Origin of the sequence: Alteribacillus sp. YIM 98480 (assembly GCF_009765375.1) — a bacterium.
Classification (GTDB): Bacteria; Bacillota; Bacilli; order Bacillales; family Marinococcaceae; genus Alteribacillus.
On record NZ_VTOK01000010.1, the window covers coordinates 15,631 to 33,706 of the forward strand.

At 40.7% G+C, this 18,076-nt stretch carries 16 protein-coding genes; 1 reads left to right on the plus strand and 15 read right to left on the minus strand.

What is annotated here, in order from left to right:
* Positions 1-355: 355 nt before the first annotated feature.
* The gene (locus FZF09_RS13505; protein WP_158737142.1) at positions 356-565 is read right to left on the minus strand and encodes a hypothetical protein; all 210 of its coding nucleotides are present in this window, start codon (positions 563-565) and stop codon (positions 356-358) included.
* A 102-nt stretch (positions 566-667) separates the two neighbouring features.
* Between FZF09_RS13505 and FZF09_RS13510 the strand changes: the two genes are divergently transcribed.
* Positions 668-928, plus strand: coding sequence for a DUF6154 family protein (locus tag FZF09_RS13510; protein ID WP_158737143.1), 261 nt, complete (start codon positions 668-670; stop codon positions 926-928).
* A 467-nt stretch (positions 929-1,395) separates the two neighbouring features.
* Here the strand turns inward: FZF09_RS13510 and FZF09_RS13515 are convergent, their stop codons facing one another.
* The 14 genes from FZF09_RS13515 to glpK form a co-directional block, all read right to left on the minus strand.
* Positions 1,396-2,109, minus strand: a complete 714-nt coding sequence (locus FZF09_RS13515; protein ID WP_158737144.1) for a FadR/GntR family transcriptional regulator — start codon at positions 2,107-2,109, stop codon at positions 1,396-1,398.
* Between the two features lie 66 nt (positions 2,110-2,175).
* A complete protein-coding gene (locus tag FZF09_RS13520) occupies positions 2,176-2,880 on the minus strand; it encodes a LutC/YkgG family protein (RefSeq protein WP_158737145.1) in 705 nt (234 codons plus the stop codon).
* A complete protein-coding gene (locus tag FZF09_RS13525; RefSeq protein ID WP_158737146.1) occupies positions 2,880-4,304 on the minus strand; it encodes a LutB/LldF family L-lactate oxidation iron-sulfur protein in 1,425 nt (474 codons plus the stop codon). The genes FZF09_RS13520 and FZF09_RS13525 overlap by 1 nt, the downstream gene beginning before the upstream one ends.
* A gap of 16 nt (positions 4,305-4,320) precedes the next feature.
* Positions 4,321-5,043 carry a (Fe-S)-binding protein gene (locus FZF09_RS13530; protein WP_158737147.1) on the minus strand — a complete coding sequence of 241 codons (723 nt, stop codon included), beginning with the start codon at positions 5,041-5,043 and terminating at the stop codon, positions 4,321-4,323.
* 15 nt (positions 5,044-5,058) lie between these two features.
* Positions 5,059-6,846 carry an L-lactate permease gene (locus FZF09_RS13535; protein WP_158737148.1) on the minus strand — a complete coding sequence of 596 codons (1,788 nt, stop codon included), beginning with the start codon at positions 6,844-6,846 and terminating at the stop codon, positions 5,059-5,061.
* A 233-nt stretch (positions 6,847-7,079) separates the two neighbouring features.
* The gene (locus FZF09_RS13540; protein WP_233269503.1) at positions 7,080-7,517 is read right to left on the minus strand and encodes a DinB family protein; all 438 of its coding nucleotides are present in this window, start codon (positions 7,515-7,517) and stop codon (positions 7,080-7,082) included.
* Between the two features lie 196 nt (positions 7,518-7,713).
* Positions 7,714-9,894, minus strand: a complete 2,181-nt coding sequence (locus FZF09_RS13545; protein WP_158737149.1) for a malate synthase G — start codon at positions 9,892-9,894, stop codon at positions 7,714-7,716.
* 297 nt (positions 9,895-10,191) lie between these two features.
* Complete coding sequence (locus tag FZF09_RS23080; protein WP_255450563.1) at positions 10,192-10,326, minus strand: hypothetical protein; 135 nt, start codon at positions 10,324-10,326, stop codon at positions 10,192-10,194.
* Positions 10,327-10,480: 154 nt separating this feature from the next.
* Positions 10,481-11,251 (minus strand): IclR family transcriptional regulator, encoded by a 771-nt coding sequence (locus FZF09_RS13550; RefSeq protein WP_158737150.1) that lies wholly within the window; start codon positions 11,249-11,251, stop codon positions 10,481-10,483.
* Between the two features lie 122 nt (positions 11,252-11,373).
* Positions 11,374-12,495 carry an oxidoreductase gene (locus FZF09_RS13555; RefSeq protein ID WP_158737151.1) on the minus strand — a complete coding sequence of 374 codons (1,122 nt, stop codon included), beginning with the start codon at positions 12,493-12,495 and terminating at the stop codon, positions 11,374-11,376.
* Positions 12,496-12,524: 29 nt separating this feature from the next.
* Positions 12,525-13,502, minus strand: a complete 978-nt coding sequence (locus FZF09_RS13560) for a zinc-binding dehydrogenase (protein ID WP_158737152.1) — start codon at positions 13,500-13,502, stop codon at positions 12,525-12,527.
* A gap of 399 nt (positions 13,503-13,901) precedes the next feature.
* Entirely contained in the window at positions 13,902-14,471 is a 570-nt protein-coding gene (locus FZF09_RS13565) for a glycerol-3-phosphate responsive antiterminator (protein ID WP_158737153.1), read from the minus strand.
* Between the two features lie 29 nt (positions 14,472-14,500).
* A complete protein-coding gene (locus tag FZF09_RS13570) occupies positions 14,501-16,186 on the minus strand; it encodes a glycerol-3-phosphate dehydrogenase/oxidase (RefSeq protein WP_158737154.1) in 1,686 nt (561 codons plus the stop codon).
* A 385-nt stretch (positions 16,187-16,571) separates the two neighbouring features.
* A complete protein-coding gene (gene glpK, locus FZF09_RS13575) occupies positions 16,572-18,062 on the minus strand; it encodes a glycerol kinase GlpK (RefSeq protein WP_158737155.1) in 1,491 nt (496 codons plus the stop codon).
* Positions 18,063-18,076: the final 14 nt, after the last annotated feature.

Sequence of the window (18,076 nt, forward strand, 5' to 3'; positions counted from 1 at the left end):
AAATAATTACCTGCTTTTTCGGTAAACGCCTTGTTTGGTTCAACAATGATCACGGATAAATATTTAACTTACCGTCTTGGATTTTTTTCACCAGGCTCATCAATATGCTGCCTTCGAAAAAAGCTTCAGTCATAGAACAGCAGAAGCTTTTCAGAAGCGATAGGTACCATATCTTAATAACATGAAACATAAGAGGAAGCAGACTATTTCTCTTTAATCAGGGGAAATATTAATTCACTTGATAAATTGTTAAATAAATGAATTGTTTATTTTGGGCTGTCCCTAAAGGTTTTTTCAGCTGAAGTTTATTAAAAAATGTAGCCACTCCGACTTAAGGGACAACCCCGGCTCTTTATTATGAGTTATTAAACGTTTGAGAGATCTCCTTTTCAGCAAAATCTTCATTGGCTGCTTCTAATTGTTTATGCTCACCCACAGAATCACCTGCAAAATTGTCTTCCGTATCAAAAGGTTTGTTCATTTTTAAACTAGTATGAGCACCAATTTCACCTGTAGTATTAGCCTGTGTTGGAAAATTAAATTTCTTTTTTGATTGCTTTTTCATTTTCTTCACCTCTCTTATAGCATGTGAGTTTTTTTAAGAATAAAACCTGTAAATTAAACTTATGCTACATATACGTCTAAGTATTGGGAAAGGATCGGTACCATGGAATTTGTAGATGACCTGTACGACTTATATAAAAATAAACTCACTGGAGACGAAGAAGACGCATTAATTATTATTGAAGGAATTATCCAAACCTTTAGCAGAAAAGACGTGAATCAGTTAATAGATAATCTTTCAGAAAAAGAGCGTTACGACATGCTCGCATTATTTCTATATGAAAAATTTCGGCAGAAAATGGCTGAAGAAGGGATTGGGCAAACGAAGAACCGAGATGAAGAAAATGCAAAATATTATCATTAAGTAACTCTTATTTTCAGCTTCCTATTCTTATCCTGTTGCACCAGCACTTTTGTAGGTTTTATTAACTAATAGCAAATTTTATTGACATAAGAAAAGCGCAAGCGGCCCGGAGTCGAAAGGGAAGACATAAGACGTTCAACTCATTTTAATGAACTTCTCCTAAGATCGCACACGTCGACGCATAGGATGTGCTAATGTCGCTAATCCCACAGGACGTGGCTTTTTTGGCGACGAGTGTGCAACGTAGAAGTCACCACATCGTGTGGAAGTACGTCCTGTGCCAACGCTGAACTGGCTTGCACTGAAGGTGTTGACTTTTGCGTTGCGACAGGACGTTCGCGGTTTTAGTAAAAGTTCCTCTTTATCGTGTGCGCCTGAGCGGCTGGGCGCTGAAGCTAGACTTCAAAAACGCCAACTATTTATAATTTCTTACCTTTTAAAAAAAGATGCCCGCTGATGGACATCTTTTAGCTTTCTAACCCTTTTATTATCGTTTTTTCCACATTGGTTAAATGTTCAAACATACCTGTTCTTGCCCGCTCGGCATCTTCTGCTTTAATCGCAGCATAAATAAGTTCGTGTTCTTCATAAAGTCGTTCTAGCGTTTGTTTTTCCGAAAACAGCCAAACACGCCTGCTTTCAAACATGGTTTTTCGAAGTGTGTCTGAAAGCTGGTTCATCATATCAAGCATTAATTTATTTTGAGAAGCCTCTGCAATAGTTAAATGAAAAGCTACATCTGCAGATTCGCCAACATTGTTTTCACCGGAAGCATGCTTCATATCTTGCAGGGCATTGTCTATGGAAATTAAATGATTTGCCGTTCTTTTTTTTGCCGCCAGCTCAGCTGCTCCTACTTCCATGATTTTCCTTATCTCAAACAATTCAAGCATTTCTTTTTTCGAAATAATTCGTTCAGGTTTCATCGGATCAAGTACGCTGGAAAAATCATAATTGTTTACAAACGTGCCTTCCCCTTGCTTAATTGTTACAATCCCCACTGCCCGAAGTGCGCTCAACGCTTCACGTACAGCTGATCTGCTCACTTGAAATTGATCCGAAAGCTGAACGACAGAATCCAGTTTTTCCCCAGGCTGCACGTCGCCTCGTTTAATCATTTCTTCTATTTGCTCTCGAACTATTTCCGAGATTTTTTTAGATTCAATTTGTTTAAAGCTCATGCAGGAGTCTCCTTCATTGCCTTTTGAGCTATCATTATATCACAAGAGCCGCTCAATTTTCTTCCATTACCTGTCATCGATTAAAATATAACAAGCTCTTACTGGACCATGCACTCCCACCACCAGGTTCAGTTCAATGTCCGCACTATTACTTGGACCAGAAATAAAATTTATACAGGACGGAACTCGATGACCAGCTTTGGCTTCTTCATGAATTTTTTTGTTCACTTGGCTCATGCGCGGTACGATCGTACTTAATGGAATCAAAGCAATATAATAAGTTGGAAGCAGACTTACAGATTGCCCTTTTCCGCCTCCGTTCATCAAAACGACTGTACCTGATTCTGCCAGCGTATAATCAGAAAATGTAATACCGACATCAGCCTGCTCAGTGATTTTAATATCATCTTCATCAGGCGCCGAGCCCCAGATGTTTACATCAGGCCTTTCTACAAAAGGCGCCAATCCATACTCTACAAAACGAGGATCGTCCCAAATCGAAGCTTTTTCAGCCCCATACTCTTTCATCACATTATCAATTACAGCAGCCAGCCCGTCTATATTTGTTTCTCTAACATCCGTATGAATCGCTGTGCATTGCTCTTTCAACACATCAACAAGCTGATCGGTTGTATAATCAGCCATTATATCCCATTGAGGCTGTTTTTGATAAGAGGGCCGCTCTACACCGGAGGTTTTTCGTTCACGTCCAAGTTTTTCAGCAATATTATTTAAAAAGGATTCTTTATTTTGTATTGTTCCTTGCCTCATCAAGAATCCTCCTTCTTTCTGTTTTTAAACCAATCACGGAAACGCTCTTTCTCTGGAGCAGGAAAGCTTCGCACGTCCGTCCATCCACTGAGCGGTCCAGGGCCTTTTTCTATAAATCCATCTTTTGAAAATGGCGATAACATGTAAGGCGCCGTTTTTGCAGCCATCTGGAACAGTCCCGGCGAACTTGCTGCTAATCCGAAACCTTTCATCGCATATCTTTCACCAATAGATGTTTTCTTTTCTTTTTCGGCAATGACTTTTCGATGTTCAATCAGCAGTTCATGAAGAGGTATTTTTACTGGACAAGCGTCTGTACAGGCGGCACAGAGACTTGATGCGTACGGCAAATCTTTATGGTCTTCATAGCCTTCAAGTAACGGAGAGAGTACTGCACCGATCGGGCCTGGATATATAGATCCGTAAGAATGGCCGCCGACATGGCGGTATATCGGGCACACATTGATACAGGCTGCACAACGTATGCAGTGAAGCGCTGATTGGAATGCAGTCCCGAGAATGTTGGAACGTCCGTTATCTACAATAACGAGATGGAATTCTTCTGGTCCATCCAGGTCGCCTTCTTCACGAGGTCCGCTAAGACCTGTTACATAGCTTGTCAGTTTCTGGCCGACGGCGCTTCTGCACAGCATACTAACCAAAACATCGAGCTCTTCCCATGTAGGGACAATTCTCTCCATACCCATTACGCTGATTTGCGTTTTCGGGATCGTTGTAGCAAGACGGGCATTTCCTTCATTGGTAACAAGCGCAACACTTCCCGATTCTGCCACAGCAAAGTTACAGCCAGTGATACCGATATCCGCTTCTAAAAATTCTTGGCGGAGCTGTTCACGCGCAAACTGCGTTAATTCTTCGGGCTTAGACGTTTTATCGTACCCTTTTAACCGTTCAAACGTTTCGCGAATTTGTTCTTTGTTTTTATGCAGAGCTGGAGCGACGATGTGAGATGGTGGATCGTGATCATCAATTTGCAGAATATATTCTCCGAGGTCTGATTCAATCACTTCACAGCCTGCTCTTTCTAAAGCATCGTTCATGCTGATTTCTTCGGTCACCATCGATTTTGATTTAATAATTTTGTTAGCTTCTTTTTTAGCCGCTACTTCTTTCACATATTCATTCGCTTCTTCTGCGGTTTGAGCAAAAAACACATGTCCCCCATTTTTTACAACATTTTCACTAAGCTGTTCTAAATAAAAATCGAGGTTTTCGAGAGTGTGTGAACGAATTTCCTCTGAAAGTGTCCTCCACTCTTCCCACTGGCCTAAGTCTTCCTCTGCTTTTGCTTTATTTGTATGAAGCCTGCCTTGAGCTTCTCGGACAGTTTCTCTCATATAAGAGTCGTCAAGCCCTTTATTCACACGGCTCTCAAAAGAACGTTCCCCAATTTTCATTGGCATAGCCGATTCCTCCTTTTTAGGCTTCCCTGCTGTTGAGCACTTGCGCAATGTGCATAACTTTAATAGGTTTATTTTTCCGGTTCATACGTCCACCAATGTTCATTAAACAGCCGCTGTCTGCTCCTATTAAAATATCAGCTTCCGTTTCTTCCACGTGATTTACTTTTTCATCTACCATCTGTTCTGAGATAGAGGTCATTTTTACAGCAAAGGTGCCGCCAAAACCACAGCAGTTTTGCTTATTCGGCAGATCTTTCAACTGAAGTCCTTTTACGTTTGATAGAAGCTGAAACGGAGCTTCCTTTTCTCCAAGCAACCTAGTCATGTGGCAGGATGTATGATACGTCGCTTTTGCCTCTAGAAATGCTCCAGTATTCGTAACATGCAGCACTCTATATAAAAACTGCGTTAGCTCATACGTTTTTTCTGCCAGGGCTTCAGCTTTTTCTTTCCATTTCGGTTCATCTTCTAATAGTTGTGGATATTCTTTAAGCATCGCAGCGCATGAACCGGAAGGAGTGACAACGGCATTGGCATGTTCAAACGTATTTATCATATGCTTTGCGGCTTTCTTTGTATCTTTATGGTAGCCGCTGTTGTATGCAGGCTGCCCGCAGCAAGTCTGATTTTCCGGAAAATCTATTTCACACCCATGTCTTTCTAACAGCTCGACCATATCTTTTCCGACGCCAGGATAAAACACATCGCCAAGACATGTAATAAATAGAGATACTTTCATTAATTATCCGCCTCCTTAGGCACTTCGGTTCCATTTGTAAAACTTTTGCTCTGCTTTATTTTGAAGCTGTCCTTGATAGCAAGCATAAAGGAACAATACAACGATAATTGCAGCCATCACTGTTCCAATATTGAGGCCAAAACCGTGAATGAATATATATCCTGCTCCTCCAGCGAAGAACACATAGTAAACAGTTGGTATTAAGGTCTTTCTAATTAGTTCTCCTTCTTTTCCAATTAATCCTGCAGCAGCCGAAGCCGCGACAACATTATGCACACAAATCATATTTCCAGCAGCACCACCGACTGCTTGAAGAGCAACGACAATCGATGGATTAATACCGACATTTTGTGCGGTTCCAAATTGGAATAAAGAAAACATCATGTTACTAATCGTATTACTTCCTGCTACAAAAGCTCCTAATGCTCCAATGGCCGGTGCAACAGCTGGCCAATTGCTTCCTGCAAGCCCCGAAACACTTTCTGCAAGCACAAGCGGCATGCTTTCAAAACCCCCACTGTTGGTGTCGGAATTAATAAAAACTTGGACCATTGGTACAGAAAAAAGCAATGCAGGTGACGCTGCTAAAATTGTTTTTCCTGACTCTTTCCAGGCCCTTCCGTATGCGGAACGATTCATTTTATATAAGAACGCAGATAATACAGAAACTATTAATAATATGAACCCGGGTAAAAATAAAGGGGTGCTTTCGATAGAAATCGAGCTCCCAAACACATTTTCTGCTTTTATGACAAATACTTTAAGCCATTCACCAAATGGAAGCGACTGCAAACGCGTGATAACAAGCAATGCCCCTACAATAATATATGGAATCCATGCTTTTACTGGGGATATCGGCTGCAAGGTTTGAGCAGGTTCAATGTTCAGATTTCCAGTCCAAGCCGGATCCCATGTGGAAGATGGTGCAAAATCCCAATCTTTTTTCGGCATAAATAATCCTTTTTTAGCAGCAGGCACGACAATCGCAAGTCCGATCAATCCGCCAAACATCGCAGGGAACTCAGGACCAAGTAAATTTGCTACTAAAGCAAAAGGGATCGTAAATGAGAGCCCCGCAAATAATGCAAACTTCCAAACGGCCAGACCTTCTTTAATCGAACGATTTTCTCCAAAAAAGAACGTCAGCATGGTAACCATAAACAGCGGAATCAGCAAACCGACAATTCCATGAAAAATGGCTACTTCTCCACCAATCATGCGAACATATTGTTCTAATGTCATTCCTATTGAGGCTGCTGTTTCTTCTACAGCAGAAGAGCCGGCAAGGCCCGACTGCACTCCTATTAATATCGGTGTTCCGACTGCCCCATATGAAACGGGGGCAGATTGAATAATTAAGGCAACCATGACAGCGCCCATCGCTGGAAATCCAACTGCAACTAATAATGGAGCTATAATAGCAGCCGGTGTGCCCCAACCAGATGCACCTTCAATAAAAGAACCAAATAACCAGCAAATAATAATAGCTTGAATTCGTCGATCCGGACTAATATCAGTAAACCCTTGACGAATAGTTTGTATCGCGCCGCTTTCTTTTAACGTGTTCAGCATTAATATGGCGCCGAACACAATAAAGAGAACTTCCAAAGCCGTAGTAATTCCTTGCATACTAGCCCCTGCAATCTGATTAACAGGTACTTCCCAAACAAAATACGCAACCAATACTGTGACGAGAAAAGCAATCGGCATCGCCTTTTTTGCCGGCCAGCGAAGAATTACAAGAAAAAATAATACTGTTATGATAGGTATTATGGCTAATAATGACAAGGCTCCTGTACTCAATTGTTCCACTCCTTTTTACTATACAACACATAGTGTCATTAGGTCATCAGATGTCTAATATGTAAGTGTTTTCATAATAACAATGTTTGGGATCGTTTTCAATAGGAAAATGAGAAAAGTCCGGCCTAAGTATAAAAAAAGCTTCTTATTAATGTAATAAAACATTTATAAGAAACTAAGAAACAACTATTTATTTTTATACTTTGAAATATGATAGTTTTCTACTGAGGTATTCACATGTTCCAATCTCTTCGCCACTGTTCAGGTAATTTAATTCCAGCTTGTTGAAACGCTATATAGTATTGCCCTTGATGGATGCCTTCATGTTGAATGGCTATGTGAAGCAGTTCCTCCGGTGTAATATATTCCTGATACATAAGAATTTGGTGCTTCTGTGTTTCTTCAAACGCCCAGGACAATTCTTCAGTGCTTCGTCTTAATTCAAGAATGATAGATGCATCTTCTGGCACTAAATGTCCTGGAAATTCTACTTTACCTGTCATAAGAGAACCAGCGTAAACGCCTCTGACTCGAATCATGTGCATAAACCATTTTCGAATTGTTCCCAATTCAGCAATTAATGGCTTATCCCATAACTTTTCGGGTAATTCTTCGGCCAATTGGTTTGTCATATCAGCGGCATATATGAAACCATTGGTATTAATTATCACCACACCCTTTTAAAGTTATTGTTTCTTCATTTAAATCAATTTTCCTGCTGAAATCACAATAAATGTTTAGAAAACTCGGCTTATCCAATAACACACGTCCGGTACGGTAAATGACGCAGTTTAACTTAAACTGATGACAATACTTAACAGGTAAAAAAAGCTGCCCCGTCTTAAATCGGAGCAGCTTTGTCTAACATTATTTCTGTGCCGGTATTTTCTTTTTAGCTTCGATGCGGCGCTGATGAAGAATTGGTTCTGTATATCCACTTGGCTGGTCATAGCCTTGAAAGACTAGGTCACACGCAGCTTGGAAGGCAACAGACTCATCGTAGTTTTCAGACAATGGTCTATATCCCGGTACGCCTTTATTTTGTTCATCTACCACTTTTGCCATCCGCTTCAGTGTCTCTAGGACTTGATCTTTTGTACAAATACCCTGATGAAGCCAGCTTGCCATGTGCTGACTGGAAATACGAAGGGTTGCCCTGTCTTCCATCAAGCCGACATTATTAATGTCCGGTACTTTCGAACAGCCGATGCCCATTTCCACCCAACGCACAACATAACCTAAAATACCTTGGGCGTTATTATCGAGTTCTTGTTGAATTTCTTCTGCACTCCAATTTGGCTCTTCTGTGACAGGGATTTGAAGAATCTCATCTTCAAGATTTTCTGAGCTTTCTAGTAAATGTTTCTGAACTTCTTTTACATCTACTTGATGATAATGAAGGGCATGCAAAGTAGCTGCAGTAGGTGAAGGCACCCACGCTGTATTGGCACCAGCTTTTAATTGGCCTGCTTTTTGTGCCAGCATATCTGCCATTAATTCAGGCATAGCCCACATCCCTTTACCAATTTGGGCATGGCCTTGCAATCCTGATTCTAACCCTTTAAATACATTTGATTTTTCATACGCCTGGAGCCACGTAGACGTTTTCATTTCCCCTTTTCGTATCATCGGACCAGCTTCCATAGAGGTATGAATCTCATCTCCTGTACGATCCAAGAACCCAGTATTAATAAATATAATTCTCTCTTTTACTTCTCGAATACAAGCTTTCAGGTTCAAAGACGTTCGCCGCTCTTCATCCATGACCCCGATTTTTAAGGTATGACGTTCAAGTCCTAACAAATCTTCTATTTTATTAAACAACTTGTCAGCAAAAGCGACTTCTTTTGATCCATGCATTTTTGGCTTAACGATATATACGGAACCTTTATCAGAGTTTTTATATTTTCCATTTTCTAAAAGATCATGTTTAGCAATTAAACTTGTGATTGCTCCGTCTAAAATCCCTTCAGGTACTTCTTCCCCGTTTTTATCTAAAACAGCATTGATCGTCATTAAATGGCCGACATTTCGTATCAGCATATGTGATCTTCCCGGAAGTGTCAGTTCTTCCCCATTTGAGGATTGATACGTACGATCTAGGTTGAGGGACCGAGTTACGGTTTTCGCCCCTTTTTGGAAAGTTTCCGTTAGGTCACCTTTCATCAATCCAAGCCAGTTTCGATAGACAAGCACTTTATCTTCGGCATCTACCGCTGCAACGGAATCTTCACAATCCATAATTGATGTGATAGCGGATTCAAATAAAATATCTTTAACACCTGCCAGATCTGATTTGCCTATTGCATGTTCTGGATCAATTTGAATTTCAAAATGAAGATCGTTGTTTCGTACCAAAACGGCTGTAGGTTGTTCTTTGCTTCCTTGGTAACCTGCAAATTTGGCAGCATCCTTGAGAGTTGAAGCAGCACCGCTTTCAAGCGTTACTTTAAGGGTATCGTTATCGATGGCATAACTCACTACTTCTTTATGGGACCCTTTCTCTAATGGAATAATTTCATCGAGAAAATTTTTCGCATATTCTATAACTTTTTGACCGCGGGTTGGATTATATTCACTAGTCTTTTCTGCACCGCCTTCTTCACTGATCGCATCTGTTCCATATAATGCATCATACAAACTTCCCCATCTTGCATTCGCTGCATTTAATGCATATCTTGCGTTACTCATTGGCACCACTAGCTGCGGACCCGCCTGCAGGGCAATTTCATCATCCACATTTTGGGTCGATACTTGAAAGTCCTCTACTTTTGGTTCTAAATAATTTATTTCCTTTAAAAAATTCTTATACTGATTGAAATCAAATGAACCTTTATGTTCTTTATGCCAGCTATGGATTTTTTCCTGGATGTCATCACGTGTTTCTAATAATTCTCTATTTTCAGGTGCCAGGTCATGAATAATATTATCCAGTCCCTGCCAGAACTTTTCACTTTCTATACCAGTCCCCGGTATAGCTTCTTGATTAATAAATTCATACAGTTCAGATGCTACTTGTAAATTACCTGTTTTCACATAATTACTCATTGTCATTGCTCCTCTCATATTGTTGCTTATTATGAAACGTTGTTTCTATTTGTTTATATTTTATCACGACCTCATTACTTTTTCAATTGTTCAGACATTTTTTAAAGGAAACTTGGCTTGCGGGGAGTCTTTTAGCGAAGTCGATTACCTAGTTGCACTTATAATGATCTCCTCGAAATTTTGACAACGTAAATGATTCATCCACTGTCGTACTTGTGCCCCGAGGGTGAAAGCCGCCTTCCGTACAATCGCTGTAATGTTCGTTTTGATAATCAAAATAGCAATTATGAAATTGATTCAAAGTATAAGAAAAGCGCAAGCGCCTTGCTCACGAGCGACAAGTCCTGGAGAGTCGGCATATGGAAAGCTGATCTTTGCTTTCCATTGACGAACCGAAGGAATCTCGAGCGAGTAGGCGCTTGCGCTAGACATGTAAAACGCCTAATATTTATAATTTCTTACCTTTTTAGAAAAACTTGGTTTGTCGCCCAGTCCTTAATGGCGAAAGCCTTATTTTTTCTTATACTTTAACCCTTTAATAATGTTAAACTTTCTTAAATTATAAAAAAATGGAGAACAAGTTATATTAAACTTCTTCTCCACTGTTACCGCCATAACCCAGTCGGCGCGAGACTCGACTGCCAATGTCCAAAAATTTATTTTTTAAATCATTCATCCTCTCTTCCCCCATTCGAATGGAAGGGCCGGAAATACTGATAGCACCTGCAATTTCGCCTCGGAAATTAAATATGGGAACGGCAATACATGTAATGCCTACTTCATTTTCTTCTCTTTCGATCCCATATCCCCGGTATCTAATTTCCTTAATGTTTTCCATTAATTTATCAGGTTCCGTTATCGTTTTGTCTGTATGAGGAGGCAGTCCTTTCTGATTAATAATTTCTCTCACTTCCCCTTCTGGTAAATAAGCTAAAATCGTTTTTCCAGCACTTGTACAATGCATCGGCGCTCTTTTGCCAACCTGTGAATGCATTCGAAGCGTTTCATTACCTTCCAGCTTTTCAATGTAGACAGCTTCTTTTTGCGAATAAATAACCAGGTGAATCACTTCATTCGTTAATTCTTCAAGCTCCTTAAGATAAGGTGCTGCTTCTTTACGAATATCAATAGAATCAAGCAGTTTTGAGCTCAATTCTAAATATTGGTATCCTAAGCGGTACTTTTTCGTTTCTGCATCCTGTTCAATAAATCCGTGCTCCATTAGTGTAGAAAGTAAACGGAATATAGAACTTTTGTTTAATTCTAGCTTACTGGCTAATTCCGTAACCCCGTACCCATCTTTTTTTGTACTGACCAGTTTAATAATCGTCAATGCTCTATCTACTGATTTAACCATGCCGATCCCTCACTTATTTCCCGGTTCACACAACCTTCAAATATAATGTCCGTCCATTATAACATTATTTAGAAAGTAAAAACTTTGTCCGCAAGTGGACAAAGTTTTTGATGTATCAAATATTAATCCTCTCTTACCAGTCCTTGTTCTAATTCAAAGTCCTTCACGTAAGCTTTCGGAAGCATAATCTTTTCTTTGTCAAAATCGTCTAGATTCATATTTTTACGTACTCGATTAGGAGTATCTGGGTTTGCTAGAGCCTGGCGGGCAATCGCAATAAAGTCTGCAGCTTTTTGATCAATAAGGGAAGCCGCTTTTTCTGGATTGCTGAGACTTCCGCATGCTATCACAGCCACATCTGTGAATTTTTTTGCAGCTTCACTCATTGTCATAGTCCCTTCGCCAAAACCAGGAGTTGCTGCATCATCATCAGACAGGTGTATATAATCAACGTCTAAATTTCCGAGAGTACTAAATATAACCTCAGCCTCTTTTTCTCCTCCAGACCAGCGAAATCGCAGGTTGGTGGCTTTTAACTGAGAAATACGAATCCCAAGAATCATATGAGAGCCTATGGCCATTCGAACTTCCCGAATCAGCTCTAATATAAATCGCAGCCTCTTTTCAACAGAACCTCCGTACTCATCATTTCGAACATTTATTGTTTCGGATAAAAATTGATCAAGAAGATAGCCATTCGCACCGTGCAGTTCGACTCCATCAAAGCCAGCCTCTTTTGCATACACAGCTGATTGTATAAACCCTTTTTTTATTTCTTCTATTCCTTCTTTTGAAAGTTCTTCTGCCTCCGGGAAAGGACCATTCCCGCCATATACCGGAATCATGTCACTTGGGGGCTGAAACGGAGAAGGTGCTACTGTTTTATCGGTATAATAGTTTCCTTGAGACTGGGCACCAGCATGCATTAATTGAGCAATTATTTTGGAACCTTGCTTATGAACATCTGAAACAATCAGCTTCCATGCCTGTTTATGCTCTTCTGTTGCCAGACCTGCTTGATATTCGTAACCCTGGCTGTAAGCTGTGTCTGGATAGATCCCTTCGGTAATAACAGCAGAAAATCCACCAATAGCGAATCGCTCATAATATTGACGCACCCGATCATTTGGAGTGCCATCTGCTTCTGAGCTTACTCTCGTCATAGGAGCAACTATATAACGATTTTTAAAAATATGGTTACTAATATGCCCTTCATCAAATAATGTTTCTTCATATGATCTCACAATATCACCTTATTTCTTATAAGTATCGCTTATATTCGGGCTACAATATTACCGCGGACACGACCTTTCTTTATCCGTTGCAAGCCTTCAGGTATGTTTTCTAACGAAATTTCTTTTTCTACCATAGGAATGATCTTGTTTGCAGCAGCTAGTTGACCTACTTCTTTAGCCATATTGCCTAGATCTACAATCTGCTCTTTGTCATCGGAACGATATACAAACCCAAGTGCAATTTCATGAATGCTTGGTGCTAATGTCTTTGGGTCATACTGAGAAAAATCAGGAAGTTCAACTGCACACAACAAGTGGCCATTGAAAGCAAGGTAATCAAAGGCGTCCGTTGCTGTTTGTTTGCCAACCATATCCATAGCAATATCTACACCTCGGCCATCTGTGTACCGGTGCACTTCTTCTACCACATTTTCTGTGTTATAATCAATCACTTTATGAGCACCTAGCTGCATAACATGTTCATTATTTCCAGGAGAACAGGTTGTTATTATATTTAATCCAGCTAAACTAGCAAGTTGAATGGCAAATCCGCCGACTGCACCAGCACCAGCTTGAATCATTATTGTTTGTCCTCTTTTCATTGTCAGCTTTCGGTGAAGCGCCTGGTATGCCGTTAATGCCGGTGTTGGAAGAGCAGCTGCTTCAGTAAAACTCCACCTCTCAGGCAGTGGTGCTAACACTTTCTCAGCAGCTAATGTATACTCTGCAAACCCTCCCTGATGAGCTAAACTGCCATGAAAAAATACTTTATCCCCCGGCTTCCAACCCGTTACGCCAGTTCCTACATTATCAATGACTCCTGCTGCATCGAGCCCTGAAATGTGAGGGTATTCCCATTCAGGAAGAGGATTTTCGATTAATTTATAATCGACCGGGTTCAAGCCCACTGCATGCACTTTCACCCGAACTTGTCCGGGCAGCGGTTCTAGCTTAGGGACCTCCACTATTTTTAAATTGTCTATTGACCCCGGTTCTTCTACGGCTAAAGCACGCATGTTAACAGCCTCCTTTTTCTTTATTATTTATACCTCCTCTCAAGCTCCTTCAAACAAAATAAGAAAAGCGCAAGCGCCTTAAAAGAAGGAAGTTCGGCTACGAGCGTCACGTCCTGTGACAACGCTGAACTGGCTTGCACAGGAGGTGTTGACTTTTGCGTTGCGACAGGACGTCGCGGTTTTAGCAAAAGTTCCTCTTTATCGTGTGCGCCTGAGCGGCTGGGCGCTGAAGCTAGACATCAAAAACGCCAAAATGTATACTTTCTTCCCCAACAAGAAAACTATGCTTGTCGCCAAGTTCATATGACGTATCCTCTACCAATTACATTTTATATGTTTTAACAGTTCTAGAAAAACATAAGCCCCTGATACATTTACCAGGAGCTTGTTGCGCTTACCCTAATGCTTACTCTTTTTTCCCTCTTTCCACAATTCGCTGCGAGAAGTTGTAATACTGACTACCCCTCCTTCAAAAGCAGTTTTTACATCCTCTTTATCCCGTATGAGTCCGCCTGCAATAAGAGGAACTCCTGTTTCATTTTGCACTTCATGTATAATTCGAGCTGGTAAAATTCCGGGGAGCACTTCAATATAATCTGGTTTATTCTTTTGCATCAGCCGATAACTCGTTTCAAGTGCCATCGAATCTAATAAAAATAAACGCTGGATCGCTAACAGTCCTGCCTGTTTTGCTGCGGCTACGACATTATTCCGTGTAGAAATCAAACCCGCCGGCCTGATCGATTGAGAAAGAAATTGTGCCGCATACTCATCATTTCTCAGTCCTTGCACCATATCAGCATGTAAAAGTACTTTTTTATGATTTCGTTTCAATTCCTTTACTAGACTGCTAAGCTGGCCAATATGAGTATGAAGTAAAACAATATACTCAAAATCACTTTCCATCAGCCGTTCTACTTCTTTTATCGAACGGGCTGCAGGAAGGATTGATTGTCCTCCAAAATGCATTAGCATGCCCTCCTCCCTTCACGTTTTTTCTACGAAGTTAATTTCACCTTACTTTCTTCATTTAAAGGTTTCACCGCATCTTGTAAGGCATTTTCTAGTTCTGCGCGGTATTTTTCGCTTTGATCTTCCGTCCATTCTAGTTCTTCACTCATCAATTTCTGCACTTCATCTTTCCATTGCTGTACCCACTGGATATTAAAAAACAAAGCTCCCGTTCTTCTAACAAAGAAATCTGTCAGGGTTCCCGCCATTTCTTCTTCTATAGCATACATTACTTGAGCATAAATAGAAGGGGGAAGAGGTGACGTACCTGCTTCCTGTTTTCTTTTTACTACATGATCAAATAAGACATCTACATTAGAGCCGTACATTTTTGCTAATGATTCAGCTTCTTGTCCAGACAGCCCGATCTGAATGCCTGCTTTTATTTTTTCTTCAACGAATGACGTAAAATTACTTGAACCGCCTACGTTCCCTCCAGAAAGCGGCCACTGCTTTGTCTGACAAGGCTGATAAACGATGCCATGTTCTTCTTTTACCTTTTTAGAAACTTTATCGATCACCATTTCTGCCATCTTTCGGTAGCCGGTAAGTTTTCCACCGGCGATGGTCAAAATACCAGAATCGTGTTCCCATATTTCATCTTTTCGGGATATTTCTGAAGGATCCTTTCCTTCTTCATAAATAAGCGGACGCAGTCCAGCCCAGCTCGATTCTACATCCTCTGCCGAAATATGAACCTCTGGAAACATATAATGTATGGCATCTAACACATACTGCCGGTCTTCTACTGTCATTTTAGGATGAGCAGGATCACCTTTATACACTGTATCAGTCGTACCGGCATAAGTCTTTCCATCTCTTGGGATCGCAAATACCATACGGCCGTCCGGTGTATCAAAATAAACAGCCTGATTTAGAGGAAAAACGCTTTGATCAAATACTAAATGAATTCCTTTTGTTAATCGAAGGTGTTTTCCATGTTTAGCTCCATCTTTTGAACGTAACGTATCTACCCATGGTCCCGCTGCGTTAATAATTTTACGTGCTCTTATCTGATAAGTTTCACCTGTCCATTGGTCCTCTACGACTACGCCTTTTGCCTTGCAATCTTCATATAAAAAATCAGTGACTTTTGTATAATTTATTAAGGAAGCGCCATTTTGAACTGCCTCTTTTGCTGCTTCAATCGTTAATCTAGCGTCATCTGTTCTGTATTCCACGTAATATCCGCTTCCAAGCAGACCTTCTTTTTTTAATAATGGAGCTTTGTTTAAGGTTTCTTCTCTGTTAAACATTTTTCTTCGTTCGCTGCGCTTCACTCCAGCTAGAAAATCGTATACTCGTAGGCCTATGGAAGTTGAAAGCTGACCAAAATTTCCGTTTTTATGGAGAGGCAGCATCATCCATTCTGGAACGGTAACATGAGGGGCATTTTCATACACAACGGCTCGTTCCTTCCCTACTTCTGCCACCATCTTCACTTCAAATTGTTTTAAATACCTCAGTCCCCCGTGTACAAGTTTCGTCGAGCGGCTTGAAGTACCAGCTGCAAAATCCTGCATTTCTATGAGTGCAGTTTTCATTCCTCTTGTAGCAGCATCAAGTGCAATCCCACTCCCAGTAATTCCTCCACCAATAACTAACACATCAAATTCTTCACTTGTTAATTGTTCTGTTACCTTTTGTCGATGCTTATTTGAAAAAGTATTCATCTCTAAGATGCCTCCTTTATATTACACAACACTTAGCTACTGCTCCATTTAGTCTTAATTTGTTATTCAAACTATGCATTTCTAAGCAGAAAAGCGCAAGCTCCCTGTTTTAAATGACGTTCGGCTAATGTTAATCAACTTCTACTAAAATTCGCACCAAGATGCACTTACTTTTTGCACCCGGAACACGATGTTCTAATAAAAGTTCTTTAAACTGTCTTGGGCCTCCAAGCGGCTGGGCGCTGACTTGAAAAACGCCTGCCTTTATATTTTTCTATCTTTAAAAGTAAAAAAAGAAACCAGAAAATCCCCTCCTCATTCTGGAAAGGGTTTTCTGGTTTCTCCTTGTCTCCAACCATCTATTAACTTATTATTATTTGACTCTTTATTTAAATGCCATCGCAGCTTTTACTGCCTTCTTCCATCCATTATACAGGTTATTACGCTGTTCGTCACCCATTTGAGGCGAAAATGTTTTTTCTACTTTCCATTGAGTTGCTATTTCCGCTTGATCTTTCCAATAGCCAACAGCTAAACCTGCCAAATAAGCGGCACCTAGAGCAGTTGTTTCATTAACAACCGGCCGTTCTACCGGCACATTTAATAAATCTCCTTGAAATTGCATCAGAAAATTATTTTTGACCGCACCGCCATCGACACGGAGCGTCTTTAAATCGATGTTGGAATCTGCAATCATTGCATCGAGCACATCTTTTGACTGATATGCCAATGACTCAAGCGTTGCTCTGACAAAGTGTTCTTTCTCTGTACCACGAGTAATCCCAAAAACGGCTCCGCGAACATCTGAATCCCAATAAGGCGTTCCCAGCCCTACAAAAGCTGGAACTACATATGCCCCATCTGTCGAAGAAACCCGATTGGCATATTTCTCAGAATCAGCTGCATCATGAAACATTCGCAGGCCATCGCGCAGCCATTGGATTGCTGAGCCGGCGACAAAAATACTTCCTTCAAGGGCATAGTCAACTTTCCCATCAATACCCCAAGCTAATGTTGTGAGCAGTCCATGGTCTGAAACAATTGCTTCCTGTCCAGTGTTCATCAGCATGAAGCAGCCTGTACCGTATGTGTTTTTAGCCATCCCTTTTTCAAAACATGCCTGCCCAAACAATGCAGACTGCTGATCACCTGCAGCCCCTGCAATCGGAATATTTTCTCCAAAAAAGTGATATCCTGCTGTGTTTGCATACACTTCAGAAGAAGGACGTACTTCAGGAAGCATGTTTTTTGGAACACCTAAAATGTCTAATAGCTCTTCATCCCACTTTAATTCATGTATGTTATACATCAGTGTTCTAGAAGCATTCGAATAGTCTGTAACATGAACTTCTCCTCCGGACAGCTTCCATATCAACCACGTATCGATTGTGCCAAAAAGCAGGTCACCGCGCTCTGCCTTTTCACGAACCCCATCCACATGATCTAATATCCATTTCACTTTGGTACCGGAAAAGTAAGCATCAATAAGAAGACCCGTTTTCTCTTTAAATGTATTATTCAGCCCCTGACCTTTTAATTCTTCGCAAATATCTGCCGTTTGTCTCGACTGCCAGACAATCGCGTTATAAACGGGCTTTCCTGTATTTTTATCCCAAACAACTGTCGTTTCACGTTGATTGGTTATTCCGATGCCAGCAATTTGTTCCGGTTTAATATCAGCTTCGGCTAGTGCGGTCGCAACAACTGCTAAAATGCTCCCCCAAATTTCACTCGCATCATGTTCTACCCAGCCTGGTTTAGGAAATTGCTGCGTAAATTCCTTTTGTGCGACTTTCACAATCTCTCCATCCTGATTAAAAAGAATTGCCCGAGAGCTTGTCGTTCCTTGATCTAAAGCCATAATATACTTTTCCATCTTCAACCACCTCA